At 58.3% G+C, this 26,347-nt stretch carries 28 protein-coding genes and 1 pseudogene; 16 read left to right on the top strand and 13 right to left on the bottom strand.

Going from position 1 to position 26,347, the window contains the following annotated elements; all coding sequences use genetic code 11:
* Positions 1–122 precede the first annotated feature (122 nt).
* Complete coding sequence (locus tag BLU76_RS11405) at positions 123–914, bottom strand: MmyB family transcriptional regulator (protein ID WP_092144615.1); 792 nt, start codon at positions 912–914, stop codon at positions 123–125.
* 120 nt (positions 915–1,034) lie between these two features.
* Here BLU76_RS11405 and BLU76_RS11400 point away from each other — a divergent pair, with 120 nt between their 5' ends.
* A complete protein-coding gene (locus BLU76_RS11400) occupies positions 1,035–1,646 on the top strand; it encodes a glutathione S-transferase family protein (protein ID WP_092144612.1) in 612 nt (203 codons plus the stop codon).
* Here the strand turns inward: BLU76_RS11400 and BLU76_RS31850 are convergent.
* The 3 genes from BLU76_RS31850 to BLU76_RS11385 all read right to left on the bottom strand — a co-directional run bounded on the left by BLU76_RS31850 (position 1,640) and on the right by BLU76_RS11385 (position 3,085).
* Complete coding sequence (locus BLU76_RS31850; protein ID WP_256572671.1) at positions 1,640–1,765, bottom strand: hypothetical protein; 126 nt, start codon at positions 1,763–1,765, stop codon at positions 1,640–1,642. The genes BLU76_RS11400 and BLU76_RS31850 overlap by 7 nt on opposite strands.
* Before the next feature lie 217 nt (positions 1,766–1,982).
* Positions 1,983–2,759 carry an SDR family oxidoreductase gene (locus BLU76_RS11390; protein ID WP_092144611.1) on the bottom strand — a complete coding sequence of 259 codons (777 nt, stop codon included), beginning with the start codon at positions 2,757–2,759 and terminating at the stop codon, positions 1,983–1,985.
* Complete coding sequence (locus BLU76_RS11385; protein ID WP_092144609.1) at positions 2,753–3,085, bottom strand: nuclear transport factor 2 family protein; 333 nt, start codon at positions 3,083–3,085, stop codon at positions 2,753–2,755. Before BLU76_RS11385 ends, BLU76_RS11390 begins: the two co-directional genes overlap by 7 nt.
* Before the next feature lie 105 nt (positions 3,086–3,190).
* Between BLU76_RS11385 and BLU76_RS11380 the strand changes: the two genes are divergently transcribed.
* Positions 3,191–4,099: a LysR family transcriptional regulator gene (locus tag BLU76_RS11380; protein ID WP_063320578.1), complete on the top strand. Its 909-nt coding sequence runs from the start codon at positions 3,191–3,193 to the stop codon at positions 4,097–4,099.
* A 21-nt stretch (positions 4,100–4,120) separates the two neighbouring features.
* Here the strand turns inward: BLU76_RS11380 and BLU76_RS11375 are convergent, their stop codons facing one another.
* Complete coding sequence (locus BLU76_RS11375; protein WP_092144605.1) at positions 4,121–5,560, bottom strand: HD domain-containing phosphohydrolase; 1,440 nt, start codon at positions 5,558–5,560, stop codon at positions 4,121–4,123.
* An 87-nt stretch (positions 5,561–5,647) separates the two neighbouring features.
* On the opposite strand from BLU76_RS11375, the gene BLU76_RS11370 reads away from it, so the two are divergent.
* Together BLU76_RS11370 and BLU76_RS11365 are read left to right on the top strand one after the other, a co-directional pair.
* The gene (locus tag BLU76_RS11370) at positions 5,648–6,421 is read left to right on the top strand and encodes an alpha/beta hydrolase (protein ID WP_092144603.1); all 774 of its coding nucleotides are present in this window, start codon (positions 5,648–5,650) and stop codon (positions 6,419–6,421) included.
* 59 nt (positions 6,422–6,480) lie between these two features.
* On the top strand, positions 6,481–8,046 hold the full coding sequence (locus BLU76_RS11365; protein WP_092144601.1) for a GMC family oxidoreductase: 1,566 nt from the start codon (positions 6,481–6,483) through the stop codon (positions 8,044–8,046).
* Between the two features lie 216 nt (positions 8,047–8,262).
* On the opposite strand, the gene BLU76_RS11360 is transcribed toward BLU76_RS11365, so the two are convergent.
* Genes BLU76_RS11360 through BLU76_RS11350 form a run of 3 tightly spaced genes read right to left on the bottom strand, consistent with a single transcriptional unit; the run spans position 8,263 to position 12,335 of the window.
* Positions 8,263–9,606, bottom strand: a complete 1,344-nt coding sequence (locus BLU76_RS11360; RefSeq protein WP_092144599.1) for an MFS transporter — start codon at positions 9,604–9,606, stop codon at positions 8,263–8,265.
* Positions 9,607–9,662: 56 nt separating this feature from the next.
* Positions 9,663–11,054, bottom strand: coding sequence for a four-carbon acid sugar kinase family protein (locus BLU76_RS11355; protein WP_092144597.1), 1,392 nt, complete (start codon positions 11,052–11,054; stop codon positions 9,663–9,665).
* Positions 11,055–11,057: 3 nt separating this feature from the next.
* Positions 11,058–12,335, bottom strand: a complete 1,278-nt coding sequence (locus tag BLU76_RS11350) for a ribulose-bisphosphate carboxylase large subunit family protein (protein WP_063320572.1) — start codon at positions 12,333–12,335, stop codon at positions 11,058–11,060.
* 191 nt (positions 12,336–12,526) lie between these two features.
* Between BLU76_RS11350 and BLU76_RS11345 the strand changes: the two genes are divergently transcribed.
* Positions 12,527–13,405: a LysR substrate-binding domain-containing protein gene (locus tag BLU76_RS11345; protein ID WP_092144595.1), complete on the top strand. Its 879-nt coding sequence runs from the start codon at positions 12,527–12,529 to the stop codon at positions 13,403–13,405.
* Positions 13,406–13,463: 58 nt separating this feature from the next.
* Here the strand turns inward: BLU76_RS11345 and BLU76_RS11340 are convergent, their stop codons facing one another.
* On the bottom strand, positions 13,464–14,231 hold the full coding sequence (locus tag BLU76_RS11340) for an SDR family NAD(P)-dependent oxidoreductase (protein WP_063320570.1): 768 nt from the start codon (positions 14,229–14,231) through the stop codon (positions 13,464–13,466).
* Positions 14,232–14,525: 294 nt separating this feature from the next.
* On the opposite strand from BLU76_RS11340, the gene BLU76_RS31495 reads away from it, so the two are divergent.
* The 3 genes and pseudogenes from BLU76_RS31495 to BLU76_RS31845 all read left to right on the top strand — a co-directional run.
* Positions 14,526–14,666 carry a hypothetical protein gene (locus tag BLU76_RS31495; protein WP_158265808.1) on the top strand — a complete coding sequence of 47 codons (141 nt, stop codon included), beginning with the start codon at positions 14,526–14,528 and terminating at the stop codon, positions 14,664–14,666.
* Entirely contained in the window at positions 14,620–14,793 is a 174-nt protein-coding gene (locus tag BLU76_RS31680) for a hypothetical protein (RefSeq protein WP_158265809.1), read from the top strand. The genes BLU76_RS31495 and BLU76_RS31680 overlap by 47 nt, the downstream gene beginning before the upstream one ends.
* Positions 14,769–14,846, top strand: a pseudogene (locus tag BLU76_RS31845) (tautomerase family protein); the annotation flags it as partial. The gene BLU76_RS31680 and the pseudogene BLU76_RS31845, both read left to right, overlap by 25 nt.
* 149 nt (positions 14,847–14,995) lie before the next feature.
* Here the strand turns inward: BLU76_RS31845 and BLU76_RS11330 are convergent.
* Positions 14,996–15,670: a hypothetical protein gene (locus BLU76_RS11330; protein ID WP_092144593.1), complete on the bottom strand. Its 675-nt coding sequence runs from the start codon at positions 15,668–15,670 to the stop codon at positions 14,996–14,998.
* 348 nt (positions 15,671–16,018) lie between these two features.
* Here BLU76_RS11330 and BLU76_RS11325 point away from each other — a divergent pair, with 348 nt between their 5' ends.
* The 4 genes from BLU76_RS11325 (at position 16,019) to BLU76_RS11310 (ending at position 21,007) form a co-directional block, all read left to right on the top strand.
* The gene (locus BLU76_RS11325) at positions 16,019–18,181 is read left to right on the top strand and encodes a TonB-dependent siderophore receptor (protein WP_092144591.1); all 2,163 of its coding nucleotides are present in this window, start codon (positions 16,019–16,021) and stop codon (positions 18,179–18,181) included.
* A gap of 132 nt (positions 18,182–18,313) precedes the next feature.
* Positions 18,314–18,565 carry a hypothetical protein gene (locus BLU76_RS11320; protein WP_072339944.1) on the top strand — a complete coding sequence of 84 codons (252 nt, stop codon included), beginning with the start codon at positions 18,314–18,316 and terminating at the stop codon, positions 18,563–18,565.
* 236 nt (positions 18,566–18,801) lie between these two features.
* Positions 18,802–19,368: an RNA 2'-phosphotransferase gene (locus BLU76_RS11315; RefSeq protein ID WP_086936753.1), complete on the top strand. Its 567-nt coding sequence runs from the start codon at positions 18,802–18,804 to the stop codon at positions 19,366–19,368.
* A gap of 229 nt (positions 19,369–19,597) precedes the next feature.
* Entirely contained in the window at positions 19,598–21,007 is a 1,410-nt protein-coding gene (locus BLU76_RS11310; RefSeq protein ID WP_256572670.1) for a surface-adhesin E family protein, read from the top strand.
* Positions 21,008–21,047: 40 nt separating this feature from the next.
* Here BLU76_RS11310 and BLU76_RS11305 read toward each other — a convergent pair whose 3' ends face one another.
* Positions 21,048–21,797: a substrate-binding periplasmic protein gene (locus tag BLU76_RS11305; RefSeq protein ID WP_063320565.1), complete on the bottom strand. Its 750-nt coding sequence runs from the start codon at positions 21,795–21,797 to the stop codon at positions 21,048–21,050.
* A gap of 215 nt (positions 21,798–22,012) precedes the next feature.
* Here BLU76_RS11305 and BLU76_RS11300 point away from each other — a divergent pair, with 215 nt between their 5' ends.
* From BLU76_RS11300 to BLU76_RS11290, 4 genes are all read left to right on the top strand, one after another.
* Positions 22,013–22,813 (top strand): DUF6630 family protein, encoded by an 801-nt coding sequence (locus BLU76_RS11300; RefSeq protein WP_092144586.1) that lies wholly within the window; start codon positions 22,013–22,015, stop codon positions 22,811–22,813.
* A gap of 161 nt (positions 22,814–22,974) precedes the next feature.
* On the top strand, positions 22,975–23,127 hold the full coding sequence (locus BLU76_RS31490; RefSeq protein WP_158265810.1) for a hypothetical protein: 153 nt from the start codon (positions 22,975–22,977) through the stop codon (positions 23,125–23,127).
* Positions 23,128–23,166: 39 nt separating this feature from the next.
* Entirely contained in the window at positions 23,167–23,814 is a 648-nt protein-coding gene (locus BLU76_RS11295; RefSeq protein WP_092144584.1) for a VOC family protein, read from the top strand.
* A 212-nt stretch (positions 23,815–24,026) separates the two neighbouring features.
* Positions 24,027–24,980, top strand: coding sequence for an alpha/beta fold hydrolase (locus BLU76_RS11290; protein WP_092144582.1), 954 nt, complete (start codon positions 24,027–24,029; stop codon positions 24,978–24,980).
* 128 nt (positions 24,981–25,108) lie between these two features.
* Here the strand turns inward: BLU76_RS11290 and BLU76_RS11285 are convergent, their stop codons facing one another.
* Together BLU76_RS11285 and BLU76_RS11280 are read right to left on the bottom strand one after the other, a co-directional pair.
* Complete coding sequence (locus tag BLU76_RS11285) at positions 25,109–25,597, bottom strand: Lrp/AsnC family transcriptional regulator (protein ID WP_003203167.1); 489 nt, start codon at positions 25,595–25,597, stop codon at positions 25,109–25,111.
* A gap of 45 nt (positions 25,598–25,642) precedes the next feature.
* On the bottom strand, positions 25,643–26,299 hold the full coding sequence (locus BLU76_RS11280; protein WP_092144580.1) for an HAD family hydrolase: 657 nt from the start codon (positions 26,297–26,299) through the stop codon (positions 25,643–25,645).
* Between the last annotated feature and the right edge of the window lie 48 nt (positions 26,300–26,347).

Raw genomic sequence — 26,347 nt, 5'->3', positions numbered from 1 at the left:
AGCGGTCTAAGGCGCCATCAGGGTCTTCGCTTCTTGTGATGATGGTGGGCTTGGCGAGGGCGGCCCTGAAGCCGTGGCGAACCTCTTCGCTCAAAGAGGGGATCCGTTCGGTACATTCCGCTCTAAGCTACGTTTTCATCGTAGAAGGCGATGCGAAGTCCGGGCCTGTCCTTGGAGACAAGGATATTGATGCGATAGCTTCGCCAACGGCCCTGTGCATCACGCAGCGTAATGTCCGTATCGCCGATGGGGAGGATTTCGGGGTCATCCCACCATTGCATCGTTTGTGGGACGGCTTGAAGAACCTCGTTGAGGATGGACTTTAGAATCGGGCTCTTCCCTCCCGTCAGATAGTCATGGCGCGCCTTGAGCAGGACAAGCCTCGCGGCGAACTGCCAGTCTTGAATCTTCTGCCGGTAGTGGTCGGAAAAGAAAACGATGAGGATCATATTCGGTCGCGGCAATGCGAAGTCTTCAAACAGGATCCTTGCCGCTTCGTTATGGGCCAGCACATTCCAAGAGCTGTCCATTATGTAGGCGGCTTGATCGAGAGCATTGATCATCCTTACGAGCGACTGAGGAAGCTCGGCACTTTCAGCTCCATCCGCAAATGTCTCACGGCCGGCCAGGGCAAAAAGGTGCTCCCGTTCGGCTCGGTCGAGCCGAAGCCCTCGCGCCAATCGCTGGAGGAAGTCGTCCGATACCGCGATGTCGCGTCCCTGCTCAAACCAGGTGTACCAGGTCAAGCCGACACCCGCCAACGCGGCGACTTCTTCACGACGCAGGCCCTTTGTTCGACGGCGGCGCCCCTGCGGCAGGCCAAGCGATTCTGGAGACGTGCGCTCGCGACATTGGCGGATGAAGTCTGCAAGCGCCTGTCTGGCCGGCACACGCGTTAATCGATCAGACGTCACTTCACACCTCCTAAAGCATCACTTTAGTAACAGCATAAATGCCCCATTGTAACAGGATGTATTGCGGGTAATCTCTGGGGCACGAAGTGATCGGATGCCAAACTCGGGAGGTTGGATCGTATGCTCCTCTACCAATTTCAAAAGGGCACGAATCCGCGGCGCGTTATCATCTACCTGAGCGAAAAGGGGATTGACGTTCCGCGATATGAACTTGATTACGCCGGCGGAGAGCACAAGTCGCGCGAATACCTCGCAATCAATCCCAGCGGACGAGCCCCGACACTCCTCACCGATGAAGGTGTGCCCATCACCGACTCCGCCGCCATCGTCGAATATCTGGAGGAGCTGTATCCCGACACGCCGATGATTGGGACGGACGCCATTTCTCGATCAAAGATACGGTCGCTTGAACGCCTGGGCACTGATCTGGTAGTCCGGGCTCAGCTTTGGCTGTGGAACGTGACCCCATCCTTTCCTGCCAAGGAGCCGTCCCCGTCACCGGAGGTTGCTGAAAAGCTCTTTGGGTACGTCACCGAAATACTGGATGTCCTGGAGACGACGATCGGAGATAACGAGTTCCTGGCAGGAGACAAGCCTTCGATCGTGGATTGCACGGTATTTTCAATTTTTCAAACATGCCGGGAGAGATTCGACCACCCTTTCGGCTCCGCTCATCCGCGCCTTGACGCCTGGTACAAGAAGTTTCGCCAGCGGCCGAGCGCCGACTACTGAGAGGCCAGTGATTTGAACACGCCCAAGGCCATGAACTGCAACTCAAAGAGACTGAAGGCAAGCGACGGCCCCGTCTTCGTTCCGATCAGACCCTCCAGAATCAGAATGGCAATCGTCATGACTGTATTCGTTTACCCCATCGTGACGCTCCTGCTCTACGCATTGAGTCCGCTGGCCGACAATTGGGCTGTGTGGCATCGAACACTGGTTCTAACGCCGATCACCGTAAGCCTCATTGTCTTTATCGTGAGCCCGTTGATCACAAAACACTTTGACTGGTTCCTGCGTCCTCGCTCAGCGCCGGGATGCATCGTAATGTCTCGGCCGAAACACCGCCTAGGCCGTCGGCACCGTTCCGCCGTCGATCACAAACTCACTTCCCGTGATAGATGAAGCTCGCGGCGAAGCCAGAAAGCCAATCAGGTCGGCCACCTCTGACGGGGACGAGGGGCGCCCGAGCGGGATGCCTCCCAGGGCTTGCATGATGATCTGCTTGCCGCCTTGATAGTCAGTACCGGCTTCCTGCGCGAGTCGCTCGGCCAAGGCGACCGAGGCTTCGGTTTCCACCCAGCCCGGCGAAACCCGGACAACACGGACGCCCTTGGGCGAAACCTCTTTCGATAGGCTCTTGCTGTAAGTCGAAAGCGCAGCCTTGGCCGCTGCGTAGGCTGTCGTAGCTTCCGGCAGCGGCAGCCGACTCTGGATGGAGGTCACGTGGAGGATGACCCCTTCCTTTCGCTCCAGCATATCCGGTAGCAAGGCGCGATCCAGACGCACGGCCGGAAACAGATTCAGATTGAGCTCACGTTGCCACTGCTCTTCGTCCAGTGCCGCGAAGCCGCCGCCGGGTGCCGAGGAACCACCCAGGACGTGGACAATGATGTCCACACTGCCCAATCGCTGCCTGGTCGCGGCGACGACCGCATCACAGCCTTCCCGGGTCGAAAGATCGGCCTGGACCAAGAGGTTATCCGGCAGCGTACCGCTTGCCTTCCGAGCGGAGGTAAGCACCTGCGCGCCCTCCGCCAGGAACAGCTCGACTACAGCCTTCCCGATGCCTTTGGTGCCTCCGGTGACGAGGACTCGCTTACCACTCAAGCCAAGGTTCAGCATGGGGTGATCTCCAGAGCACCTATTCGATCGCCCTCCAGAGTGAAGACGTGACTCAGATGAACCGGGCTACCAGGAAAATCGCCAGTAAGCCGTGCGATGACAGTCAACTTGCCCTCCCCCAGCAGCGCCTGCAAAGGTTGAACGTCAAAGGAGAACGTCCGCCGGACCTCCTGTTGCCAAGCTTCGATGGCCTGAATGCCCTCATGCGTCTGGTTTTCATCGAACACCGTGGCCTGTGGGCAGAAGCAGCTCGCAAGCTGTGATACGTCGCCGCCATTGCTGATATTGAAGTACGTCTCAACGACGTCGGGAAGCTGAAGGCTCATTGGCCGGTCTCCTGGATGGATTGCTGGGAGCGATCTTGCTACCTGACCGATAGTTTGCTCAACTGGGATAAACTTTATGGCCTATCCCAAAATTCAGGATAATTCATGTCAGATACTCGTCTAGGCCTGAGCGAGCTGGACGCTGTCCTAGCGGTTGCCCGCAGGGCTTCGTTCCGACAAGCCGCCATCGATCTCAATGTCTCGACCACCGCGCTAAGCAGCACCATCGCCAAGCTGGAAGCGAGCCTCGAAACGCGGTTGTTCAATCGTACGACGCGTAGCGTGGCCGTTACCGAAGCGGGCAGGATCTTTCTGGAGCAGGTGGGGCCGGCCCTGCAGGATTTGCGTACTGCGCTCGACGCGGTGCGATCTCACAATGCCGGTCCTTCGGGCACGCTGCGCATCAATGCGTTCGCCAGCGCAGCTCGAGCGGCACTGCTGCCGTTGATGATGGAATTCCTGCGGCATCATCCGAAGGTACACATCGACCTTGTCACCGAAGGCCGCCTGGTGGATATCGTCGCTGACGGCTTCGATTTCGGCGTCCGTTCCGCGAGCCTCGTACCGAGCGATATGATCGTGATCCCCCTCGGCCTGCCGCAGCGGTATGCCGTGGTCGGTACACCGGCGTACTTCGAGCAATACGGTAGGCCACGGACGCCGCCTGATCTGCTCAACCATCGGTGCCTGCGTGTTCGTTTGCCGAATGGGGCGATTTTTCCTTGGCATTTCGAGCGCGATGGGGAAGTGACCAGGCTCGATGTGAGCGGCCCGCTCACGCTCGATGAACCGAGCGTCGTCAAGGCAGTGGTGCAGGAAAGCATGGGGCTCGGCTTTTTCATGGAGCAGGACGTTCAGGATGAAATCCAGGCCGGACAGTTCGAGCGAGTGTTGGAAGATTGGACACCGCCCAGGGACAAGCTTTGCCTGTACTACCCGAACCGTCGCAACCCCTCTGCCGCGGTCAAGGCATTCATCGCCCTGGCTCGCGCCAATCCGTCCGCCCAAGAATGATCGATCTGCCGCGCCTTGGCATCAGGAGATCAAGCCCAGCGTCAATGCTTTCAGAGTCGCGGCAGCTCGGGTCGAGCATTCCAGTTTGCGAAATATGCTTTCCATGTGTGTGCGAACGGTGCTCGGACTGATGTCCAGCAGTCGCGCCACCTGCTTGTTACTGGCGCCACGGCTGATTTCCAGGAGCACATGACACTCCCGTGCGGTGAGTAACGAACTCTTCGGCTGATGAGTCCGACGCTCGCCACGTGCAGCGGCGATAACCGCTTCGCATACAGCCTTGTCGAACAAACCACTGGCGGCATCCTGCTCCAGCAGTCTGGCCGCCTCCGATTCGCCGTAGGCCGCCCTCCAGGGCCTGGCTTCCCTGAGTGCGACCCAGGCTACGGAAGTGGCGAACAGTCGATGCTCGGCACACAGTGCATCCCCCATCACACCTCGAAAGTAGCCACTGCCGTTGAGCCGTTCGTAGGCATGGGCGGCAATCTCGGCAGGCACGGCCAGTTCACTGATAGGCCTCAGCGCCTGTTGCGTCCAGTAGGGAACCAGGTGCACCCGCTCCGCGGCGCTATAAGGCAGCGCCCCGGCGGTGTTCCAGAGTTGGTTGGAAACGGCTGCCCGACCCAGACCGTAGACAAGCGCCGCCTTTCCGAGCGCTATCAGGGTGGGTTCACCTAGCCCCCACAAGCGCGCAGTCTCCATGGCGACATGCGCCACCCGCCGCGAATGCCCCGCCAGCCAGGGTAGCTTCAAGTCAATCACGTCCCCCACCAAGGTCAGCGAGACGGAGCGTTCGGCCTCCCCATGGACCGGGTTTTGAGAGCGGCCATCCAGGTCTGCCAGCCACGCCCTGGCGTTATCCATGAGCAACGACGCGAGGGCAGCGGGATAGCGCCGATCCGACTGGTCGCGGATCCAGCGCAGCGCCGCGTCCAAGCCATGTGCTCGACTGAGAATATCCAGATCACCGGCAAGCACCACCTGATAGGCGACCTCCGGAATGTGCTCATGGGTCAAGCCCAGCGGCCGGCCAGTCCCATCGTAGGTTTCGAATACGCGGCACAAGCCTGCCTCGACAGCGGCCCCCAGTTCGAGGGTTTTCGCGACTTCGCCAGAGACCTCGCAGTGCACAACGGCCAGCGGGGTCGCCTGATGCACCGCGTTCATGGCCTCTTTGCCCAGGGTCAGGTCGAGCATCGCGCGGCGGCCATCGACGTCATCACCGAGCAGATCCGCAAACCCTTCGGCGTTGGCGGTGCAGCCGGACCAGCGCAGCAAGGCGACCTGCTCCGCCACCCTCAGGTGCTCGCCATCGCCGTGTGAGGCCTGCGCCAGACTGCGCGCCAGTGCGGCAACGCGTCGGGAATGCCCGAGTGGCTGGCCCATGCTGAGGTCCCCGACCTGGCCGATCGCCTGCAGCGCCGCGCTCAATGAAATGTCCAGTTGCAACGCACTATCCATGAAAAATGCCTTGGGGTCGGATAAATGACCGATGCCCACGAAGCAGGCCAGTCAGCAGAATTGAGCCCCCACACAGGAGTTCATGCCATGAAAACATTCAGATCAAAAGCCGTCACCGTCGCCTTCGCCCTTGCAAGCACATTGGCCGCCGGTATCAGCCAGGCCCAAGATACAACGCCTTCGGTGGTCATCGTACACGGCGCATTCGCCGACGGCTCCGATTGGGCCAAGGTCGTGCCGCTTCTGCTGGCCAAGGGGGTCGCCGTTTCGGTCGTGCAAAACCCGCTCACCTCGCTTGCCGACGATGTCGCTGCCACGCAAAGAACGCTGGACAATCAGCCGGGCCCGGTCGTGCTGGTCGGTCATTCCTGGGGCGGCACCGTGATTACCCAGGCCGGCAGCGACAAGAAAGTCCGTGCCCTGGTGTACGTCGCCGCCTTCGCTCCCGATGCCGGTCAAACCAGCGGCGAACAAGGCAAAGGCGCGCCCACTCCCCCGGGTATCAGTCAGATCAAGGCTGACGGCAACGGTTTCCTCTACTTGACCCCGGAAGGCATGGCCAAGGACTTCGCCCAGGATCTTCCAGCGGCGCAGACCGCCGTGATGACCGCGACGCAAGGCCCCATCAAGGCATCCGCGTTCGAGGACAAAACGACCGTCTCTGCCTGGAAGACCAAACCGTCCTGGTATCTGCTCGCCACCGAGGACCGGATGATCCATCCCGATGTCCAGCGCTCCGCCGCCAAGCGTATCGGCGCCACCCTGGCGCAGGTGCACACCAGCCACGTGCCCCAGCAGTCGCAGCCAGCCGAAGTGGCCAAGGTGATTCTCGATGCCGTGAAAAGCGTTGGCGAACAGTGATCGCCGCGGCCCCCCCGGATAACCCTGAACCCAGCCGCTGCATCGATATGGACGGACGCATGAATCATCGGCGTGATCGGAACTACGACTTCATCGTGTGTGGTGCGGGTACGGCCGGCTGCGTGGTTGCGGCCCGCCTTGCCCAACAGGACAACGCACGCGTGTTGTTGATTGAAGCAGGCAACGAATACGCCGGCCCTGAAGTTGCAGAGCCGGCGCAGTGGCCGCTGAACCTCGGTTCAGAGCGCGACTGGGCATTCGCAGGACAATCCAACCCGCACCTCAACGGGCGTCGTCTTTCCTTGAACATGGGCAAGGGGCTTGGAGGTGGCTCCAGCATCAACGTGATGGTCTGGGCACGCGGGCATCGATCGGACTGGGATCACTTCGCCGCCGAGTCCGGCGACTACGCCTGGGGATACGATTCGGTGCTGGATTACTACCGCAGGATCGAGAACTGGCACGGCAGCCCGGATGCCGCACGGCGTGGTTCAGGTGGCCCCGTGCATGTCGAGCAGCCGGCCTCGCCTCAACCCCTCGCCTGGGCAACCCTGGAAGCGGCCAGCCGCCTGGGTATCCCCCGATATGACAGTCCCAACGGAGCGATGATGGAAGGCCCCGGCGGGGCTGCGATCACCGATCTACGCATCAACCAGGGCAGGCGCGAATCCGTTTACGATTCCTATGTCCGACCACGGCTGCACCAACCGAACCTGACCGTCCTCACCGGCGCGCTGGTGGCCCGTGTCCTGCTTAGGGGCACAAGAGCTGTCGGTGTCGAAGTGATCATCGAAGGGCAACGGCACTGCTTCTATGCCGAAGCCGAAGTCGTCTTGTCCATGGGCGCGGTGAACACGCCCAAGGTGCTCATGCAGTCAGGCATCGGCCCGGAGAGTGAACTGCGCACCCATGGCATCGTCCCGGCCAGTCACCTTCCCGGTGTGGGTCAGAATCTTCAGGATCATGTTGCCTTTGGCTGTACCTGGGAGTACCTGCAACCCCAGGCGGTTGGTGGCGGCGGTTGTGAAACCACGTTGTACTGGAAAAGCGACAGTCGCCTGGACGCGCCAGACCTGCTGCACTGCCAGCTTGAATTTGCGGTGCCCTCTCCTGCTGAAGTGGGTATCCAGCCACCGCAACAGGGTTGGACGATGTTCGCAGGGCTGGCCAGGCCTGTCAGTCGAGGGCGCCTGCGCCTATCGGGCGCCGGGCCGTCGGATGCTCCACTCATCGAGCCGAACTCGCTGAGCGCGCCCGAGGACATGGCGGCGGCGTTTGCATCGATCGACCTCTGCAGGGCACTCGGGAACAGCGAAACCTTCAACGACCTGGTAAAACGCGAGGTGGTGCCCGGGCCGAAAGCGCACCGCGCCATGGAGCAGTTCATCCGCAATTCCGCCGTGTCCTATTGGCACCCGTCCTGCACCGCGAAAATGGGCCGAGATGAAATGTCTGTGGTCGACCATCAGTTGCGCGTGTATGGCATCGAGAAATTGCGGATCGCGGATGCCTCGGTCATGCCCCGAATCACCGTCGGCAACACCATGGCGCCTTGCGTGGTCATTGGCGAGCGGGCAGCAGACCTCGTCCTCGCTGCCCAGGGTGTGATCACTCTGGCCAGTTAAAACCACGAACCTCTCGAGACACCGGATTCCTATGCCACCGGTGCTGATCGAATCATCATATTCGCCAGGAGGGTATGGGTCAGACCACGATTCATGAACGTGGTCTGACCCGCTTACTGATAAATGTGGTCTGCACCCGCTTATGCCTGGAGGGCGTTACGCTTGCCGAGTCGAACAAGCGTGCGGCACATGTGGACAAGCCGCACGCGGGGGTCATTACTCGTCAGTGATATTGATCGTTCTGGTTTCGGCTGACAGGTAGACGCACAAGGCAGAGATTGCCGCGAGCACTACCGTGTAGACCGAGATGGCATAGGGCGAGCCATAATGGCTGAGCAGATAGGCGCCGACGATGGGTGCCGTGCCGCCACCGATGATGCCACCGACATTGGTGGCCATGGCGAACCCGGTGAATCGTGCGCTGGGTCCGAATGCCTCGCCGGTGAATGAAGGCACAGCACCGTATACCAGGCCGTAGCCGGCCATGAACAGGCATGAGCCCAAGACCATGGGTAGGAACTGGCCTGTGGAAAATAGGTGCCAGAAGGGAAACGCGGCCAGCGCAGTCACCGCGAAGCCGATCAACATCATGGTGCGTCGACCCAGTCGATCGGCCATTGCGCCGGCGAAGGGAACGATTACCAGGTGCGTGCAGATAGCGACCATCGCTACCGAGAGCACAAAGGCATTGGAAAGGCCCAGTTCCTTCTGACCGTAACTCAATGCGAATACGGTAAAAAGATAAAATGTCGAAAAGTGACAAATGTTGGCACCTGCGACCAAAAGTAACTGTTTAGGGTACTTGGTGAACAGGCGCATGGCCGGTGATAGGTCCGGCCCCTTGGCTACCGCGCGTTTTTCGGCGGTCTTTTCGAACACCGGAGATTCGGCAACTTTAGACCGTACGAAGACGCCAACGACCAACAGGGCGAGACTGGCAATGAATGGAATGCGCCATCCCCACTTATAGAAATCCTCCACCGACAATAAACTGCTGACGATCAGCAGCAACCCCGCCGAGGCGATGAATCCGAATACCGGACCAATATTGTTGATGGCTGCATAAAAACCACGTTTTCGCCGGGGCGCATGCTCAAGTAGCATGAGCACTGCACCGCTGTATTCTCCGGCAAAAGCGAAGCCCTGGATGAAGCGCAGCACACACAGCATGATGGGTGCCCAGATTCCTACGCTCGCGTAGGTAGGCAGCAAGCCAATGCCTACGGTGCTCAAGCCCATGATGATCAACGTGAGGTAGAGCAGTTTCTTGCGGCCTATCCGGTCGCCGAAATGTCCAAGCACCAGCGAACCCAGCGGCCGTGCGACAAATGATATGGCGAAGGACGCTAGCGAGGCGAGTCTTGAGACAGCTTCATCGGTGCCAGGAAAGAACAGAGGAGCGAAGATCAGCGCCGCCGCGGTACCGTACAAATAGAGGTCATAGGTTTCCAACGCTGTGCCGAAGAGACTTCCGGCAACAACATTTTTCATGGATTTTTTCTTCTCATCATCAACATGTTCATGATGAGTCTCGCTGTTACTTAAGAGTGAGGTTTGCATAGTTTCACCTGTTGTTATTGTAAATATGCAAGCGTGTTCCTGTCCTGGAACGGAAGTTAGCGCCTACCTGTGAGCGCTTTTACGAAGTAGTCCTGGTCACCCATCTGCCCGCCTTTCAAGGCGATTTCCAAGTTATCCAAGTACGGTTTGTTTGAGCGCACCTGGCAGAGGGGCGCACCGGGAGAAAGATCGGATTTGATGACCAATGCATCAGGGGCGAGAATCTTGGTGATCTGACTTGACGTATCACCGCCGGATATAACCAGTCTTTCGAGCGGATACGCCTTAAGAATGTCCAGGACGATGTAGCCCATTTCGACAGCCAATTGCTTACCGCCGCGGATTTTTGCCTCGTCACGAAGCAGTCCTTTGGCGGTCATCGCTTCGATCATCTGTTCGATTCTCGGGTCGTCCGGGCCTTTTGCCGTGTGGATCAGCACGGAGCGTCCGCTTTTTAGGTGCGCGACTGCCGTCGCCACCACATCCTGGACCCTCCCGCCTTTATGTGACTCTGCGAGGATCGCTGCCGCATCCACCGCCAGTTCGACAAATCCACTCGCGATAGCGGTATCGATTTGAGCGCGACTTAACGGGGATGCACTTCCAGAAATGACCAACACTTGTCTGGCGGGCTGCAGCGCAATGACCTGAGTTTGGTAGGCATCTATCAGCCCCACCGAATGCCAGTGCTGCGTTAATCCATACTCGACACCTGAAGAGCCAACCACGAATAACGGCGCCGAGCTGCTGGAGATCTCCGTAAGTGCTTTTCCTGCAAGGGTCATATGAGCAGTGGTAGTGCCGTCGATCAGAACCGAGTCATGGCTCAGAGCGGCTTGGCGGACCAAGGACGCCAGGTCGGCAGTTTGGTCAAGCTGAAGGATATCGATTTTGGCAATCGATAAATGCTTTTGCTGGCCGATATGGACACTCAGATCGGCTTCTCCCATAGGCGTGATGGGGTGCGCCCGCATGACGGGATGGCGGTCGATCCGGTGTACACAGTGGTCGGTCTTGGACAGCGCAAACAAATTGCCAAACACGCAGTAACGACCCAGGGCCGGGTTACCCGCGACGATTGGCACTCCTTTTACTCCAAAGGCGCGTGATGCGAGTTCAATGACATGGCCAATGTTGCCCACGTCGGGAGCGCTGTCGAACGTGGAGCAAACTTTGTAATGCACAAGATCGGGGGACAGGCGCTTGAGTGCTTCAAAGATGTCTGGAAGTACTTCATCCATTTCAGCATTGGATAACGCGCGGCTATCGCCAGCGATGCCAATAGCGTCAAAACCACCCAGCTCTTCTAACAACTCGGGCGACGGTGGCGCCAAAAACAGTGCGCATCTCAGGCCGGCTGCGGTAAGGACTTCCAGAGCATCGGTCGAGCCGGTGAAATCATCACCGTAAAACACCAGACGAAGCCTGGGCGTATTGGCTGAACGCATGATTTATACGCCTCCGAATTTTGCCAAGGCGGCGGTTAGTGCGGGTCTGCCCTCTGCATACTGTTGCAGGGGGATGCCCTGAGTTGCCGCTTCCCATCCTTCGCGCATACTCTGAATGCCGGCACCGATACCTAGGGGATGGCCGATAATTCCACCACCCGCCAGATGCATGAGGTCCACCGACTGCAGCTTTTCGAACAGCGTTGGCGCTTGCGCAGCCCATTGGCCGGAAGAGAAGACCGGCAGGATCGGTTGGACGCCCGAAAACGGGGTCAGGCAGCTCAGTGCCGAGGCAATGACTGAGTCATCCGGCTCCCAGAATTTGCTCTGAATGCCATTGACGTGCAGATGATCGATGCCAGCCAGGCGCCAGATTTTCTGATAGACCTCAAACGAAAAGCCCAGCTGTGGATTGCGGGTAAAGGCACCCCAACCGTTACGATGGCCGTGAATAGGTAGTTGGGAATGCTTGCGGATATGCTCGACCCCCGAATGCCCAACCCAGTTCAGGCAGAGCATGACGCAGGTCCCCCCCGACTCCAGTACGGCGTCGTGGCGGCGAAGCATTTCATCAATGCTCCCAGAAATATTGATCGCGTACATTGGCATCCTGCCGAGGCGATCTGCATGCTTGTGAAGTACAGGCATGACAGCATTTAACCTCGCATCGAAGGATGCATAGGTCGGGTCGATCAAGAGTTCATCATCTTTGAGGAACTCAATACCACCCGCGCACAGCTCATCGGCCACGGTAGCGGTCTGCTCAGGTGTCAGGCCGATGCTGGGTTTAATGATGGTGCCAATGATTGGACGGTCATGAACGCCGCACAGTTTACGAGTCCCTTCAATACCGAACTGTGGGCCCAAGAAGCCAGCGGCAAATGTTGCCGGAAGATCGACATCGAGCACTCTTAAACCGCTGACTTCACCTATCTCGAATAGATTGCCGGCAATGGTGGTCAGCAATGCAGGAAGATTCGGACCAATATTGGCCGTTGGAAAAGCGATTTCAACTTCGCCGCGATAGTACGTCGCCGAAGGATTGTGCCTAGCCAGGTATTCGCTATGTAACGAAGCGCTGGTGACCGCTGGAAGAGACTTGACCGACACCACACGGGCCCGTGAACGCTCTTTCAACTCAGCTGATTCGCCGGGCAAGGCAATGAATGTACCGCTGGATTGCTCGCCAGCGATGACCTCGCCGACCCGTTCAATCGGGTAACTGCTCTCTACGAAGAAACGGGCCGTAAACTCTTCGCGCCCGGCTGTTTGATCGACCATCGATAATCACCTTGGCTCTACTTTTTTTATATTCATTGGCCGCTTTTGCAGGGGCGGCCTTCACCTCGAATATACATTGACCCTGCTGACGGGCTAACGATATGATTTCCCGCTAAGTTGAGAAAAACTCACATTAGGCTTCTGGTTCGACCGGCGCTCTGGTCGCCATGGCCTGCTCACGAGGTGCGCACATGTCATCCCCTCCGCGACCGTCTCTCAATGCACTCAGAGCTTTCGAAATGGTTGCGAGGAAAGGCACCTTCGGCGAAGCCGCTGATGCCCTTTCCGTGACTCACGGTGCTATCAGCCGACACATTCGGACGCTTGAGGATGTGCTGGGGGTCGTCTTGCTCACGCGCAATGCGCATGGCACTAAACTGACTCCAGAAGGCGCGCGCCTTGCCGCTGGCTTGAGCCGCGCATTCAACTTGATCCAGCAAAGTATTGACGAAGTGCGCCCTCAACCGCTGGAGCTGTCATGTTCGGCGTCGATCATGATGCATTGGTTGCTACCCAGGCTTGCCGGGTTGCATAGCAACTTTCCGACGATGGAGCTGGGCTTGAGAACCGGACACGGTCCAATCGACTTTGTCCAAGATGGCGTCAGCGTGGCAATACGCTTGGAAAGCATTGACCCACCTCCCGGCATCGCGCCGATCCCGTTGGCCAATGAATGGATTGGGGCTATATGCTCGCCTGATTACCTTAAGGCTTCAGGTGTGCAGCAAGTGAGCGACTTGAGCGGCAAAAAGCTGCTGGCTACCAAGACTCGCCCGCATGCTTGGAAAGAATGGTATTCAGCGTTGCAGATGACCATGCCCGCCCCCCCTGAATTGGAATACTTCGAGCATTTCTATCTGCTGATTCAGGCGGCTAAGGTCGGCTTGGGATTTGCCTGTGTGCCGCGGATGCTGGTGCAAGCGGAACTGGAGAGCGGCGCGCTGGTAGCCCCGTTTGGCTGTGTTGAAGGCCCGGAAAAATTGGTGCTGTGGATCTCGCCCAACGCCAGAGCGCGGGCCGACACAGCAGACCTGGTGAAGTGGATCGTAGAAGAAATGGCGGCCGAATGATCAGCCGCACAGGGAGTGCCTAGTCATTACGCACCCCGTTTATTCGTATCAGCGCAACTCAGATATCGCCAGCGCCCCACGCAAGGAAACCACCATCCACGGGTAGGACAATTCCGTTGACGTAAGCTGAGACGTCAGACGCCAGATAGCTGACTGCTCCGGCGATTTCACGCGTGGTGCCATAACGTTTCGCTGGGATGGCGTTGCTGTAAGCCTTACGGAACTCATCGCTGTGCAGCTCTTTGGTCATCGGCGTATCGACCGGTCCAGGGGCGATGGCATTTGCGGTGATTCCGTATTCGCTCAGTTCGACGGCCATCTGCCTTGTCAGCGCGATCACAGCACCTTTTGATGTGCCGTAGGCCGTCCGGCCTTTGCCCACTGCGCGCATCCCGGCAACGGAGGCAATGTTGATGATCCGGCCGAACTCGTGCTTACGCATGATGCGTGCCGCCAGCTGGCAGCACAAGAACGTGCCCGTGACATTGATCAGCATTGTCCGGTTGAAGACATCGGCATCAAATTCCAGGAAAGGCATGGTCTTGGCGATGCCTGCAGAATTGACCAACACATCGCAGCGCCCAAACTTGGCCTCAACCCATTCGAACGCAGCAGACACAGAGGCAGGTGTACCGACATCGATCTGGAAGGCATCGGCGCAGAAACCTTGGTCACGCAGCTGTTGCGCGAAACGTTCGGCCTCGGTGGTATTGATGTCGCAAATGATTACATGGTGGCCATCACTCGCCAGCGCACTTGCCGCTTCCGCTCCGATACCCATAGCGCCGCCGGTAATTACGGCGACTTTCTTGTTTGCAAGCGTCATCGAGAATTCCTCTTTTATTATCGTTGCCAAGCCCAGTTGGTCAGTGGAAATCCTAAGAAGGCGCTGTCAATCCAGCAATCGATAAAAATTCGCTCGGCTGTCACAAAAACTCACTGATCACCGTGCCTGGTCTCAGTACCTCAGCCCAGATGCAACGCATCTGGATTAATTAGCCGCAGAGACTTGCTCCCCTGGGCATTCATGCTCCGCACTTCAGGTTTTTCTGCATCAACGCATTCTCAATGCGTTACACCCCGACGGACCGGAAACCCTCGCTCCACGACATGAAAACCGATGACCGACATCAACGACGTGGTCAAGGCGACGCCCGGTTTGTTCCTGGACTTTTCCTCTGGTCCTGGTCGGCAGATCTACAAGGCGCGTGGTTTTGAAATCGACAACTCTGGCCCCGGCGGCGAACATTGGTGCCTTTAATCTCGGCAACGCGATGGGGGCGGCGCTGGGCGGAGCGGTGATCAATGCCGGGCAGGGTTATCCGGCGATTTCCCTGGCCAGAGCGGCGATGGCGGGTCTGGAAACGCGGAAGATGTCATGGTGGTGATCACCACTACGGCCAGCGATGAGTGGTCGTTTGGTGATGGCCGGGGCAACTAGCCTTGTCAGGGTACGACGGCCATTATTCGCTGACCTATCAACGTACGAGCGCTGCCGATATCTTGGATAACCTTGGTCAGGCTCACGCCGTTACCCCGCCCAATTCACGAAGTATTCGGCTGGCCTTGCAAGGCCAGCCGAATACTTCTTTATTTCATCGGAGCACAAAGAAAAGTATCAGCACTTGAGCCGTATTCCAAAATACCTGCACGACTAAGTTTGCTCCAACCAGCAAGTGGATAGCTCTCTATATTCAAGTCGCGCAACCTGATAATGATGCCGCCTTGATAGTTTCTTCTGTCAAGAATGGTAGGGAAAGCAAAGCTGGATATTTTAGAATGGAGCCACTCCATAGCTGCATTAGACATTGACTCATCGGAAAGCGCTTCTAGATAGTCCTTATTACAGATATCGTCGCGGCTACCGCCATGAAGCCAAACTCTTGTCCGATCAAACGCATCTGCGCGGAATGGATCAAATGGGCCGTTATCGGGCTTAAAAGGAACAAAGAAAAATTGCTCAGAAAGGGCTTCCTGGTAAGAACTTTCCACGACATCAGCCATCACTTCACACTTATCTTTAGTATATCCAAGCTCCATAAGTCTAGACATTGTGCGCGACTTGGAAAACAACGCGACCTTGGCTATGCCATGTTCACCTTTTGATAAAGCGTCAAAATGAGCAGCGTGCGCAGCCAAGGTTTTAAAACCAAGCCCGTATGCTAATGATTCCTTGAGATGGTTCAAATTTACAGAATTCGCCTTTCGTGCATCCTGAACGGATGTATAAAAAGGGATGTCAGAAACGATGACAGAGTTAAACATATTCATCTCCACGCCGACTTAAAATGTGAGCAATTACAAAGTCAGCATTAATGAATATGCTGTTTTTTCTAAGACCGGATGCAAGCGCTCACGTACTTGATGGTTGGCTGCCGTGCATTGAAAATATTACCTGCCGGCGTAAAAATCAAGCAGCGCTTCGTTCAAACGACTCCGGGGGTCAGTCCTAGGAAACTCTCGACAAAGAAGAGCCCTCGGCCCCACTGGGCATTGAAGCCCTACCCTCCACGCATCAGCGCGCCCAACCCCAACAAGCTTTATCCCACAAACAAACCCTGCAATACTTAATGCGAATCACTCTCACAAGCATTAGTAAATCAGGACCAACTCATGTCGACTCGCACCACCCCGCCGCGTCACTTCACTCCTGCCCGCAATCTTCTGGCCATGGCTGTCTGCATGATCTCCATGGCCCCCGCCTACGCCGATGACAACACCCCACCCGCCACCCTGGAACTAGACGCAACCGAGGTCTCCGGCAGTGGCCAACTGGGGAATACCACGGAAGGCACCGAGTCCTACACCACCGGCGCGATGTCGACCGCGACCAAACTCCCGCTGACGATGCGTGAAACCCCACAGGCCGTCACCGTCATTACGCGCCAGCGCATGGATGACCAGGTGATGACCGACATCAACGACGTGGTCAAGGCGACGCCCGGTTTGTTCCTGGACTTTTCCTCTGGTCCTGGTCGGCAGACCTACAAGGCGCGCGGTTTTGAAATCGACAACTTGATGTATGACGGCATCCCGAGTGGCTACAACGGCGTTAACGTTGGCGCCCAGCCTAACCTGGCCATGTTCGATCGGGTCGAGGTGGTGCGCGGTGCCACCGGCCTGGTGACGGGTGCAGGCAACCCTTCGGCCGCCATCAACCTGATTCGCAAGCGGCCATTGGCCGAGCAAAAAGTCACCCTGACCGGTGCCGCCGGCAGTTGGGACGACTACCGTGGCGAGGTCGATGCCTCCAGCCCGCTCAACGACAGCGGCACGCTGCGCGGCCGGGTCGTGACCTCTTATCAGGACGCCAACAGCTTCATCGACAATGTCGAAGAAGATCATGGCCTGTTCTATGCGGTCACCGAAGCGGACTTGAGCGAAGACACCACCCTGACCCTGGGTTTTTCCCACCAGAAGGACAAGACCAATTACTTCTGGGGCTCTTCGATGATCGGCCAGGACGGCCATCATCTGGATCTGCCACGCTCCTACAATCCGGGCACGGATTGGGAGAACAAGGATCAGGAGATCAACACCGTATTCGCCGAAGTCCGTCATCGCCTGGCCAACGACTGGAACCTTCAGGTCAACGCCAACTACGCCGAACAGAACGCGCTATTCTCCGGCTCTTACCAATCGCGCTGGGTCAACAACACACTGGCCCGCACGGTTTACCAGGCCGACTTCGATGAAAACCAGACCGGCATAGACGCCTTTGCCAGTGGGCCCTTCGCAGCGTTCGGGCGTACCCATGAACTGGTGGTGGGCGCCAGCAAGCGCATCTACGACATGACCACCCACAACTACAGCCCGTACGACACCAACTGGCCGCTCAATGCGGGTAAACCGGACTTCGTCCACACCAGCAACCAGCGCGAAGTGACCACTCAGGACGGCGTCTACCTCACCACACGCCTGAGCCTGGCGGACCCGTTGAAGCTGATTCTCGGCGGGCGCCTGGACTGGTACGACTACGATAACCGGGATGGCGACGGCGACTACAAGGTCACCCGTAACCTCACCCGTTACGCCGGCTTGATCTACGACCTGGACGAACATCATTCGGTCTACGTCAGCTACAGCGATATCTTCACGCCGCAGAGTTCCAAGGATACTTCCGGTAGCCCGGTCAAGCCGATCGTCGGCAAAAACTACGAGGTCGGCATCAAGGGCGAATATTTTGATGGCGCGCTGAATGCGAGCGTGGCGCTGTTCCGCGTCGACCAGGAAAACCGCGCCGTGCAGCTGTTTACCGCAAACTGCCCACAGGCAACCTGCTACGACGCCTCCGGCGAGATTCGCAGCCAGGGTATCGACTTCGAACTGCAAGGCGCCTTGACCGAAAACTGGCAAGTCGGCGGTGGCTACACCTACGCGCGCACTCACACCATCAAGGATGCCGCGAACCCGCAGAACGTAAACAAGCAGTTCGACACCGACACGCCGGAGCACCTGTTCAAGCTGACCACCAGCTACCACTTCCAGGGCCCGCTGGAAAAACTGCGCGTGGGCGGCAACGTCTCCTGGCAGAGCCGTATGTACAACGACATCTCGCTGGCTGATGGCAGCACATACCGCCTCGAACAGGGCAGCTACGCGATCACCGATCTGATGGCCGGCTACCGGGTCAGCCAGAACCTGGACTTGCAGGTCAACGCCAACAACATCTTCGACCGCAAGTACTACTCGACCATCGCCAACTCCGTGAGCTACGGCGGTGATGCCTACGGCAACCCTCGCAACATGATGTTGACCGCCAAGTACAGTTTCTAGAAAGCAGAAAAAGGGGACGTAACTTGGAGCGCCCCCTTTCAACCCAAAGCAGTGCACTTGCGACCATCCTTATGGTCTACCGGAAGCCGCAAATGGCCCCCCTACCTACCTCTGCGCTAGAGAGACAATCACATGAAAATGGCTGCCATTTTTGTACTCACCTGGATTGGCTTCACCTCAGCGGGCGCATTTGCCGGTGATCGGAACCAGGACTATCGAGAGGCAAACAGGCGCCACTGGGAACACCAGCGCGAAATGGATAGAGCAGCAGACAGGAAACACCGCGAGCGCCATCAAGCGAGGGAGCGGGAAGAACGCAAGCATTATGAAGAAATGGAGCGGGAAGAAGCCAGGCGTAGAGCGCAGTACTATCAAGCGCGGTAGAAAGACTGCCGCGAGTGATTTCATCATGCGCCTGCCTCACGCCCCCCCGAAATCAGTCGATACGCCGTTTCCCCGCGCAGCCATCACAACGCCTGCGAAACCGTGGGAATCCCTTACCTTGTGCGCCAAAGCCGACGAAACTGCCCGCGTCGGCTTGCGGGCAACGTTCGTTTGAGTGCCGCCATACAACCAAGCACAGTACTATTTGCAATCAGCTAATGAAAACGGACCTTTCCTTGAACAAGAAACAACGCGACGACATCAGCAAGCTCCTCAGCTACGTACTACGCCACGCCCCCGAATCCATGGGGCTAGTCCTGGACCGCGACGGTTGGGCCGACATTGATAATCTGATTTCGAACGCCCACCAACATGGCCATACCTTCGACTACCAGATGCTGCACGAGGTGGTCGAGACCAACGAAAAGAAGCGTTTCACGCTCTCTGAAGATGGCCAACGCATTCGAGCCGCACAAGGTCACAGCACCGGGCAGGTCCAGGTGCAACACGTCGAAAAAACACCACCTGCCCAGCTCTATCATGGAACCGCCAGCCGCTTCATGGCCTCCATCGAGGTGCAGGGCTTGATCCCAGGCAGTCGGCACCATGTCCATCTGACTGAAAGTCCCGAAACGGCAATGGCCGTTGGCAAGCGCTATGGACAACCTGTTCTACTCGCTGTTGATGTACAGGGTATGAAACAGGCAGGGGTTCGGTTCTTTCAGGCGGACAATGGCGTTTGGCTTGTGGAGTCGGTACCTGCGGCCTACTTGAAGACGGTAGAGGATAAAACTCATACATGAATGGGTCCGTGTTATACCTTTGGCCTGGAGCCCGTAGGTAAACCAGTTACCCATTGGACGTTCCGTCAAGCCCCAACCCGTGTTGTGGCTCGATGCAGTGCCACAGGCCGGTAGTCGTCGTTTCACCGACGCTGGCCGGCCTGATTGCTGGCCAGGGCTCGCATCAGCTAATCACTCCCTCTATCCTAAGCCCCCAGCCCCAAGACATCGCCCCACCCCGCCTCCCTCAATGGACTTACCGGAGACATCTGTGCAACGCCCTACCCTTCTCATCGCCTCAGTGCTGCTAACCGCCTGCGCCAGCCAACAGCCACCAGCCGATAAGCAAGCCACCCTGCTCGCTCAGCCGTTGACGCCCAATAGCCTGATGCGCGAAGGCGACGTCATCAACTTCCAGGTGTTCGCCCCCCGCGAACCGAACATACCCTTCTGGCAAACGGTTCAGTTTTCGGCGGCCTGCTCCAGACCTCAGGTCAACCAGGTTTACTCGTTCATGCTCCGCCGCTCCTACGCCAACAATAGCGGCCACTATGCCCCGCCAACAGCGTTGCCCGAGCGTTATCACGCCACGCTGATGAACAACCGGGAGTTCACCCAGGCGTGTAAAAACCTCCCCGCTCCGGATTGGCGCCAGGTGATGAAGGGGGACGCTGAACGGTGGCTGTTGCTGGATAACAGCAGCGTGCGCAAAAACGGTAAACAGGTGCAGTTCTGGATGGCGTACGACGAGCCGCAGACCCGCCTGAACCCGCTGAGTAGGTCTCCTTTCACGCAGACCCGCGAGCAGTACACGCTGGACTGCGCAGCGCGAAAGGTCACGCTGTTGGCCCGTTATTACCTCAATGCCAGTAACGAGGTCACTGACGGAAAAATCGAAATGTTTCCCGAGGCCAAGGCGATGACAGCGGCCGATCAGGATCAGTTGAAGGTTTTTGAACTCGTGTGCAACGCGCCTACGACCATTGCCACTCTGCCGACGTTCAAGTCTCGTACCAAAGCACCGATCGCGGCGGATGCTCTGCCCGACATCAACCCAGGTGTATTGAGGAGCATTGAGCAACTTCACATGCCTGCCCCGGTCAAGACGCTGACTTATATTGAGTTGGCAGGCACCGCCAGTCATGCCCAAGAAAGTTGGCCGGAGCGTACTGAGTACTTCCTGTCCACTGACCCTGTGACCCGGCAGCTCAGCATTGTTCACAAAAGCGAAAACCTCAATGGCCGCCAGATCAACTGGCGCGGCCTGATCAGGCTATCGGGCACAGAGCAGGCCACGCGTTCCGAGAACACCGAGGTGGTCAACAGCCTGAGTTTCCGTGGCGATTGGCAGCGTATGCCTGTGGGCAGTCAGCTGGGCTTTACCCGCCAGGGCAGCCTCACCAGCAATCTGATCGGCACCGTGGGCAAGGAACCGAAAACCTTCGACTGTACCGTCGACAGTGAAGGGCCAGCCAAACGACTGAACCCAGCCTTGAGCGGTAACGCCAAGGCGTTGAGCTGCCGTGAACAGCGCCCAAGCTCAACAGTCGTGCCGCTGACGCACTATTACTACTTGGTTGACTATGGGTTCTTCTATCACGCCAGTACTGACAAAAATGACTCGATATCCATCGACATGCATGTGCAGAGCGTGAAGTGAGTGCAGGTCTGCGGGGCCGGCTTTCGCCGGTTCCGCGCGCTCATTGCCCCACCGCCCCCTCATACCGCCGCTGAATCCGCTCCAACTCCCCGGAACGCCGCAACTTCTCCAACGCACTGGCCCACGCCGCCACCACTTCATCCTCACTGTCAGGGCTGAAGGCGATGTACAGCGATGAGCGATACAGTTCGATAGGGATCCGTCGCAAGGTGCCCGGCGCGATGTTCAACTGACGGCTGTAATAAGCCACGCCCGCATCGGTGTCACCGATGATGATGCCGGTGCGCCCGGCAAGCAGCATGCGGTAAAGCAACTTGCTCTCGGTGGCGCTTTTATCCAGGTTGTTGAAGCCCAGCGACTGCAACATCTGCGGCACCAGGCCGGCGTGACGGGTGGTGATCTGCGGGGCATGCAGCAGTTGTTCCAGGGAGTTCACCGGCGGCGTACTGGCCAGTTGATAGGGGTGGATGGACTCCTCCACGATCGGTCCGACCCATTTGTACAACGGCTCGCGCTCCGGTGTGCGGAACAGGGAGTACATGATGGTCTTGGGTCGCGTCTTCAGTACCTGGGTGGCTCGCATACTCGGCTGCAACAGCACCTCGAAGTCATTCCCGGTGAGCGCCATGATGGCCCGGACGATCTCGGTGGTCATGCCGGTGAGCTGATTGTTTTCCTGATAGTTGTACGGTGCCCACTCTTCGGTGATGACTTGATACTCCTCGGCCCTGGCATCAACCGTGCCGAGCAATAGGCAGATCAGCGCTGCAACCGGTGTCGAATGTCTCACATGTTCTCCCGGCGGATTGTTCGGTGTTTGTGCATGGACGGGCTTGGTTCAAGGGGGCAAGGTAAGCATAGACCCAAACACGCGCCCGCCAGTTGACGTCGCCCACATTCCGCCCCTTAGCAATCTCCAGGCCTTGGTGTACGATCAGCGCGATCCGGATATCGGACAGCGTACGCCGCGCTTCCGTTTCGCCCTTCTCCCTGTGACCCGCCCACATGAATCCGATCGACCCACTGTCGTTTCAACGCATCATCACCGCCCATGGCAACTGCGAAGGCGCGGCGTATTTCGACGCTGAGGAAAGCCTCGCCCATGAGGTGTTTGCTGACCGCATCGTTTTCCAGACCAACTACCTGGATTACCGCAGCTATGAGGTCGATCTCACCGAGGGCAGCGTACGCGTGCGCAAGACACGGCTGGATAACTACCTGCGCGGCCATAAGGCCCAGGTGATCGATGACGACATGGACGACGAGGACTGGGCCGAACTGAGCAGTCTATGGCAGCGCTTGAGCCACGACCTGGACACCCAGGGACACGGGCCGCAGCCCGATTTGGCCGATACCCTGGCCGATCTGTTTGGTTGCCTGTTCGACGAGGCGCGCGCGCAGGCGCTCATTCAGAACATCCCGGCGCCTACCGGGCAGTGGGATTGGGCTTGGACGCAGGTCGAGTCAGCACTCACCGAGACCAATCAGTTGGCCGGGTTCGAATGGAAGGAGTGGTCGTCCTGCGGGATCGATGCCGTCAATGCCCTCGCCCCGCTGCGACAGTTGGGCATTGAAATCCCTGTGCCCGAGCGTAACGCCATCGATGCCATCAACCGCGCCAACGATTGGGAGCGTGCGCTCCTGCAGTACTTCAACGCCCAGCTGGAGGCCCATGACTTGAAGTTGTTGGCCATCGGCACGCACTTCGATGAATACCAGGCCTTCGCCTGCCTGCCCATGAACGGCCTGGGCCTGATCAATGCCTTGGAGATCATGGGCAGGCTGGGCATCGTCTACAAATATTAAGTGACTGACGCCACACATGTTCGGTCCGCTTTTACGAGCCCATAAAGGGCACCCCCTCCTTTGAGCCTCGAAGTGACGACATGACAAACTGTGATCAATGCGGGTCCCTCCTCCCTTACGACACCGCTGTTTGCCCGCGATGCGCCGGAGAAATTCGGCACATGGTCGAGGCACACGGGCCAAGGTCCCAGCCGTCGAAAGGGCAGAAAATCCTGAAATGGGTGCTGATCGGCATTGTGGTCGCCGCGCTGGCAGCAGTGGCGGCGGTCATGTGGATCTTGCACTCGCTGGGGCCGATGCCTTCTTTTGGTTGATGGCGACAGACACTTCCCAACCCACGGATGGATGAACACATGAAAACCACCCTTGATCACCTCGTCATCGTGGCAACGGACCTCGATACCGGCTGCGCGTTCGTGACTGACGCGCTGGGCGTCGACCTTCAGCCGGGTGGCGTCCACTCACGCATGGGCACCCATAACAGGCTGCTGCACCTTGGCCCCGGGGTCTACCTCGAAGTGATTGCCGTGGACCCGTCCGCCCTACGTCCGCACCGGGCACGCTGGTTCGGCCTCGATCAATTGGCCCCCGATTCGCCGGCACGCCTGGCGACCTGGGTAGCACGCACCGATGATATCCATACGGCTCGTGATGCCTGCCCTGGCCTTGTCGGAGATGTCGAACCCATGACGAGAGGAGCACTGAATTGGCAAATCACCATACCGGCTGATGGAAGCCTTCCCATGGCTGGATCAGTCCCCACCCTCATTCAATGGGCGCCTGGGCCTCATCCTGCGGACATGCTCCAGGACAAGGGGTGCGCGCTATTGGCGCTGGAGATCTTCCATACGGATCCGGAAAAAGTCAGCGCGATCCTGACGGCCATGAACTTTTCTGGCCCCGTTCATCTTCATGCACGGCAAGCGTCTTCGGCTCCCTCCCTGGTTGCGCATATTCAAACGCCAAATGGCCTGAAGACACTGCCGCTTTTACACGTGTGACCGTTTGGGGCGGCTTCGCCACCCAGCGGGAGCAAGCTCCCTCGCCACGAATATTCACTTCTCAACCGAAGCGAAACGCAGCTATCCGATTTTCCCATAGTTGCTATCGATACCGGCGCCGTTCTCGTCCTCGGCCTCTCTCTCTAATCTGCCCACCAACGCGATCGACGACGATCGCCGCAGATCAAACTGACCTTATGGAGAGAGAAACGATGAACACATTCAACCGCACCCTCGCTGTCGCCACCCTGGCATTGGCCACCCTCAGCGCCGAAGCCGCGTCACCTGTCCAGTCCGCTGCCAGCGCGTCTGCTGTCGGCAGCGTGGTTCAGTCCGCCAGTTACATCACCACCAAGGATGGCGTCCAGCTGTATTACAAGGACTGGGGCCCGCGCGATGGTCAGGTCGTGACCTTCAGCCACGGCTGGCCACTGGACTCCGACAGCTGGGAAGGCCAGATGATGTTCCTCGCCTCGAAGGGTTATCGCGTGGTGGCTCATGACCGTCGCGGCCACGGTCGCTCCAGCCAGCCTTGGGAAGGCAACGACATGGATCACTATGCCGATGACCTGGCGGCGGTGATTGAAGCGCTGGACCTGAAGGACGTCACCTTGGTGGGCTTCTCGACAGGGGGCGGTGAAGTGGCTCGCTACATCGGCCGTCACGGCACCGCTCGAGTGAAGAAGGCCGTGCTGGTGTCCTCTGTCCCGCCGTTGATGCTCAAGACAGACACCAACCCCGGTGGCTTGCCTATCGAGGTGTTCGATGGCCTGCGCAAGGCATCCCTGGAGAACCGCTCGCAGCTGTACCTGGACATTGCCTCGGGCCCGTTCTACGGCTACAACCGCAAGGGCGCCAAGCCATCCCAGGGGTTGATCCAGTCGTTCTGGGTGCAAGGCATGCAGGGTGGCAGCAAGAATACCTATGACTCGATCGCGGCATTCTCGGCTACCGACTTCCGCGGCGATTTGAAGAAATTCGATGTGCCGACGCTGGTGATCCATGGCGATGACGACCAGATCGTGCCTATCGACGCTTCAGGCCGGGCCTCGGCGGCGCTGATCAAGGGCGCTCGACTGATCGTCTACCCTGGCGCGCCGCACGGCTTGACCGAGACGCACAAGGATCGTCTCAATCAGGATCTGCTGACCTTCCTCAAGGAATAAAAGCCCAGATCCCTTGTGGGAGCGAGCTTGCTCGCGATGGCGGTGGATCAGCTTGCCTCAATGCCGAATCTGCCGAAGCCTTCGCGAGCAAGCTCGCTCCCGCAGTTGTTTTAGGATGGTTCCCGAACTCAATGCCGCAACAACTTGCGCAATGGAATCTCATCCTTGCGCACCGGTGACTTGATGACGATGTAGCTGAAGTACTTGGAGATGCCGATGTTCTTGTCCAGCAGGCTTTCCATCACGTCCTGATAGTCCTGGATGCTGCGGGTCATGAAGCGCACCAGGTAGTCGTAGCCGCCGCTGATGAGGTGGCATTCGAGTACTTCATCCACCAGGCGGATGTTGGATTCGAACTTGGCGAAGTCCTCACGCTTGTGGTCGCTCAGGGTGACTTCGGTGAAGACCGTCACCGAGTCGGTAATCTTGGCCAGGTTCAGATGGGCCTTGTAGCTGGAAATGTACCCCAACGACTCCAGTCGCTTGACCCGCTGCAGGCACGGGCTGGCGGACAAGCCCACGGCATCGGCCAGGCTGACGTTGGTCATGCGGCCATCTTTTTGAAGCTCTACCAAAATGCTGATGTCGATCCGGTCCAGTTTCGCTAAACCTTCCATCGCATACCTCTTGCCTGCCGTTTGTAAGACAATCTTCTAACAAAATCAGCGTCGTAAGGACAGCTGATGCTGAGCGACCAGATCAGCCATGCTGTTGATGCAGTAGTCCGCCGCACAGGGCGCGGGCGACCTATCGGCGTTGCGGCAGATCAGGCAAACAGCCCCAACCGACCGTGGACGGGCGCCAGGACGGGTCACCTGAAGAATCGTCTCGGCGCTCAGGCCATTGGCCGCCAGCCAATCGTGATCCTGCAACGGGTCGCTCGCCAGCGAAATAAAATCATCAGGCTCGATGCCCAGGCGCTCGCACAACACGCCCCGGTCCTCGGCATCGCGATCCCCTTGCACCAACAACCGATAGAACTTGCGCAGGTAGAGCATCGCACCCGGCGCATCCTCGAACAGCGTCCAACCGGCAGCCGAGCGGGCGAAGCTCATGCCCTCCTCCCAACTGATTTTGAGCTTCCAGCGCTCGGCCAATTGACGGTGGGCGAAACACAGCAAGCCGCTGAAACCCAATTCGCCGAAACGCGGGTACAAGGCTTGCAGTACTTCGTCAAAATCGGCGAGCACCTGTGCTTTGTCCAACGGCTCGCCATGGTTTTCCAGCAACGGTTGCAACGCCGTCCAGACGCCGGAGTCCCGATCCACCAAGACCTCATCGCAGTCGATCAACAACGCCCGATATTCAGTCAGCCTCATCTGTAAAGCCTCCGATGATGTCCCATCGATCAACGCTCCATTAACCGC

Source organism: Pseudomonas sp. NFACC08-1 (assembly GCF_900106735.1).
Taxonomy (GTDB): domain Bacteria; phylum Pseudomonadota; class Gammaproteobacteria; order Pseudomonadales; family Pseudomonadaceae; genus Aquipseudomonas; species Aquipseudomonas fluorescens_Q.
The sequence above is the reverse complement of the archived record's forward strand: the minus strand, read 5'-3'. Positions and strand labels throughout refer to the sequence as shown.

Bases quoted from the DNA above. Each gene is read 5' to 3' on its own strand.
- BLU76_RS11295 (WP_092144584.1), top strand. From the start codon at position 23,167: ATGAAAACCACCCTTGATCACCTCGTCATCGTGGCAACGGACCTCGAT.
- BLU76_RS11370 (WP_092144603.1), top strand. From the start codon at position 5,648: ATGAAAACATTCAGATCAAAAGCCGTCACCGTCGCCTTCGCCCTTGCA.
- BLU76_RS11350 (WP_063320572.1), bottom strand. From the start codon at position 12,335: ATGGTCGATCAAACAGCCGGGCGCGAAGAGTTTACGGCCCGTTTCTTC.
- BLU76_RS11375 (WP_092144605.1), bottom strand. From the start codon at position 5,560: ATGGATAGTGCGTTGCAACTGGACATTTCATTGAGCGCGGCGCTGCAG.
- BLU76_RS11285 (WP_003203167.1), bottom strand. From the start codon at position 25,597: ATGGAAGGTTTAGCGAAACTGGACCGGATCGACATCAGCATTTTGGTA.
- BLU76_RS11355 (WP_092144597.1), bottom strand. From the start codon at position 11,054: ATGCGTTCAGCCAATACGCCCAGGCTTCGTCTGGTGTTTTACGGTGAT.
- BLU76_RS11390 (WP_092144611.1), bottom strand. From the start codon at position 2,759: ATGCTGAACCTTGGCTTGAGTGGTAAGCGAGTCCTCGTCACCGGAGGC.
- BLU76_RS11400 (WP_092144612.1), top strand. From the start codon at position 1,035: ATGCTCCTCTACCAATTTCAAAAGGGCACGAATCCGCGGCGCGTTATC.
- BLU76_RS11310 (WP_256572670.1), top strand. From the start codon at position 19,598: ATGGACTTACCGGAGACATCTGTGCAACGCCCTACCCTTCTCATCGCC.
- BLU76_RS11340 (WP_063320570.1), bottom strand. From the start codon at position 14,231: ATGACGCTTGCAAACAAGAAAGTCGCCGTAATTACCGGCGGCGCTATG.
- BLU76_RS11330 (WP_092144593.1), bottom strand. From the start codon at position 15,670: ATGTTTAACTCTGTCATCGTTTCTGACATCCCTTTTTATACATCCGTT.
- BLU76_RS11280 (WP_092144580.1), bottom strand. From the start codon at position 26,299: ATGAGGCTGACTGAATATCGGGCGTTGTTGATCGACTGCGATGAGGTC.
- BLU76_RS11325 (WP_092144591.1), top strand. From the start codon at position 16,019: ATGTCGACTCGCACCACCCCGCCGCGTCACTTCACTCCTGCCCGCAAT.
- BLU76_RS31490 (WP_158265810.1), top strand. From the start codon at position 22,975: ATGGTCGAGGCACACGGGCCAAGGTCCCAGCCGTCGAAAGGGCAGAAA.
- BLU76_RS11320 (WP_072339944.1), top strand. From the start codon at position 18,314: ATGAAAATGGCTGCCATTTTTGTACTCACCTGGATTGGCTTCACCTCA.
- BLU76_RS11380 (WP_063320578.1), top strand. From the start codon at position 3,191: ATGTCAGATACTCGTCTAGGCCTGAGCGAGCTGGACGCTGTCCTAGCG.
- BLU76_RS11365 (WP_092144601.1), top strand. From the start codon at position 6,481: ATGAATCATCGGCGTGATCGGAACTACGACTTCATCGTGTGTGGTGCG.
- BLU76_RS31495 (WP_158265808.1), top strand. From the start codon at position 14,526: ATGACCGACATCAACGACGTGGTCAAGGCGACGCCCGGTTTGTTCCTG.
- BLU76_RS11360 (WP_092144599.1), bottom strand. From the start codon at position 9,606: ATGCAAACCTCACTCTTAAGTAACAGCGAGACTCATCATGAACATGTT.
- BLU76_RS11290 (WP_092144582.1), top strand. From the start codon at position 24,027: ATGAACACATTCAACCGCACCCTCGCTGTCGCCACCCTGGCATTGGCC.
- BLU76_RS11385 (WP_092144609.1), bottom strand. From the start codon at position 3,085: ATGAGCCTTCAGCTTCCCGACGTCGTTGAGACGTACTTCAATATCAGC.
- BLU76_RS31850 (WP_256572671.1), bottom strand. From the start codon at position 1,765: ATGACGATTGCCATTCTGATTCTGGAGGGTCTGATCGGAACGAAGACG.
- BLU76_RS11300 (WP_092144586.1), top strand. From the start codon at position 22,013: ATGAATCCGATCGACCCACTGTCGTTTCAACGCATCATCACCGCCCAT.
- BLU76_RS11345 (WP_092144595.1), top strand. From the start codon at position 12,527: ATGTCATCCCCTCCGCGACCGTCTCTCAATGCACTCAGAGCTTTCGAA.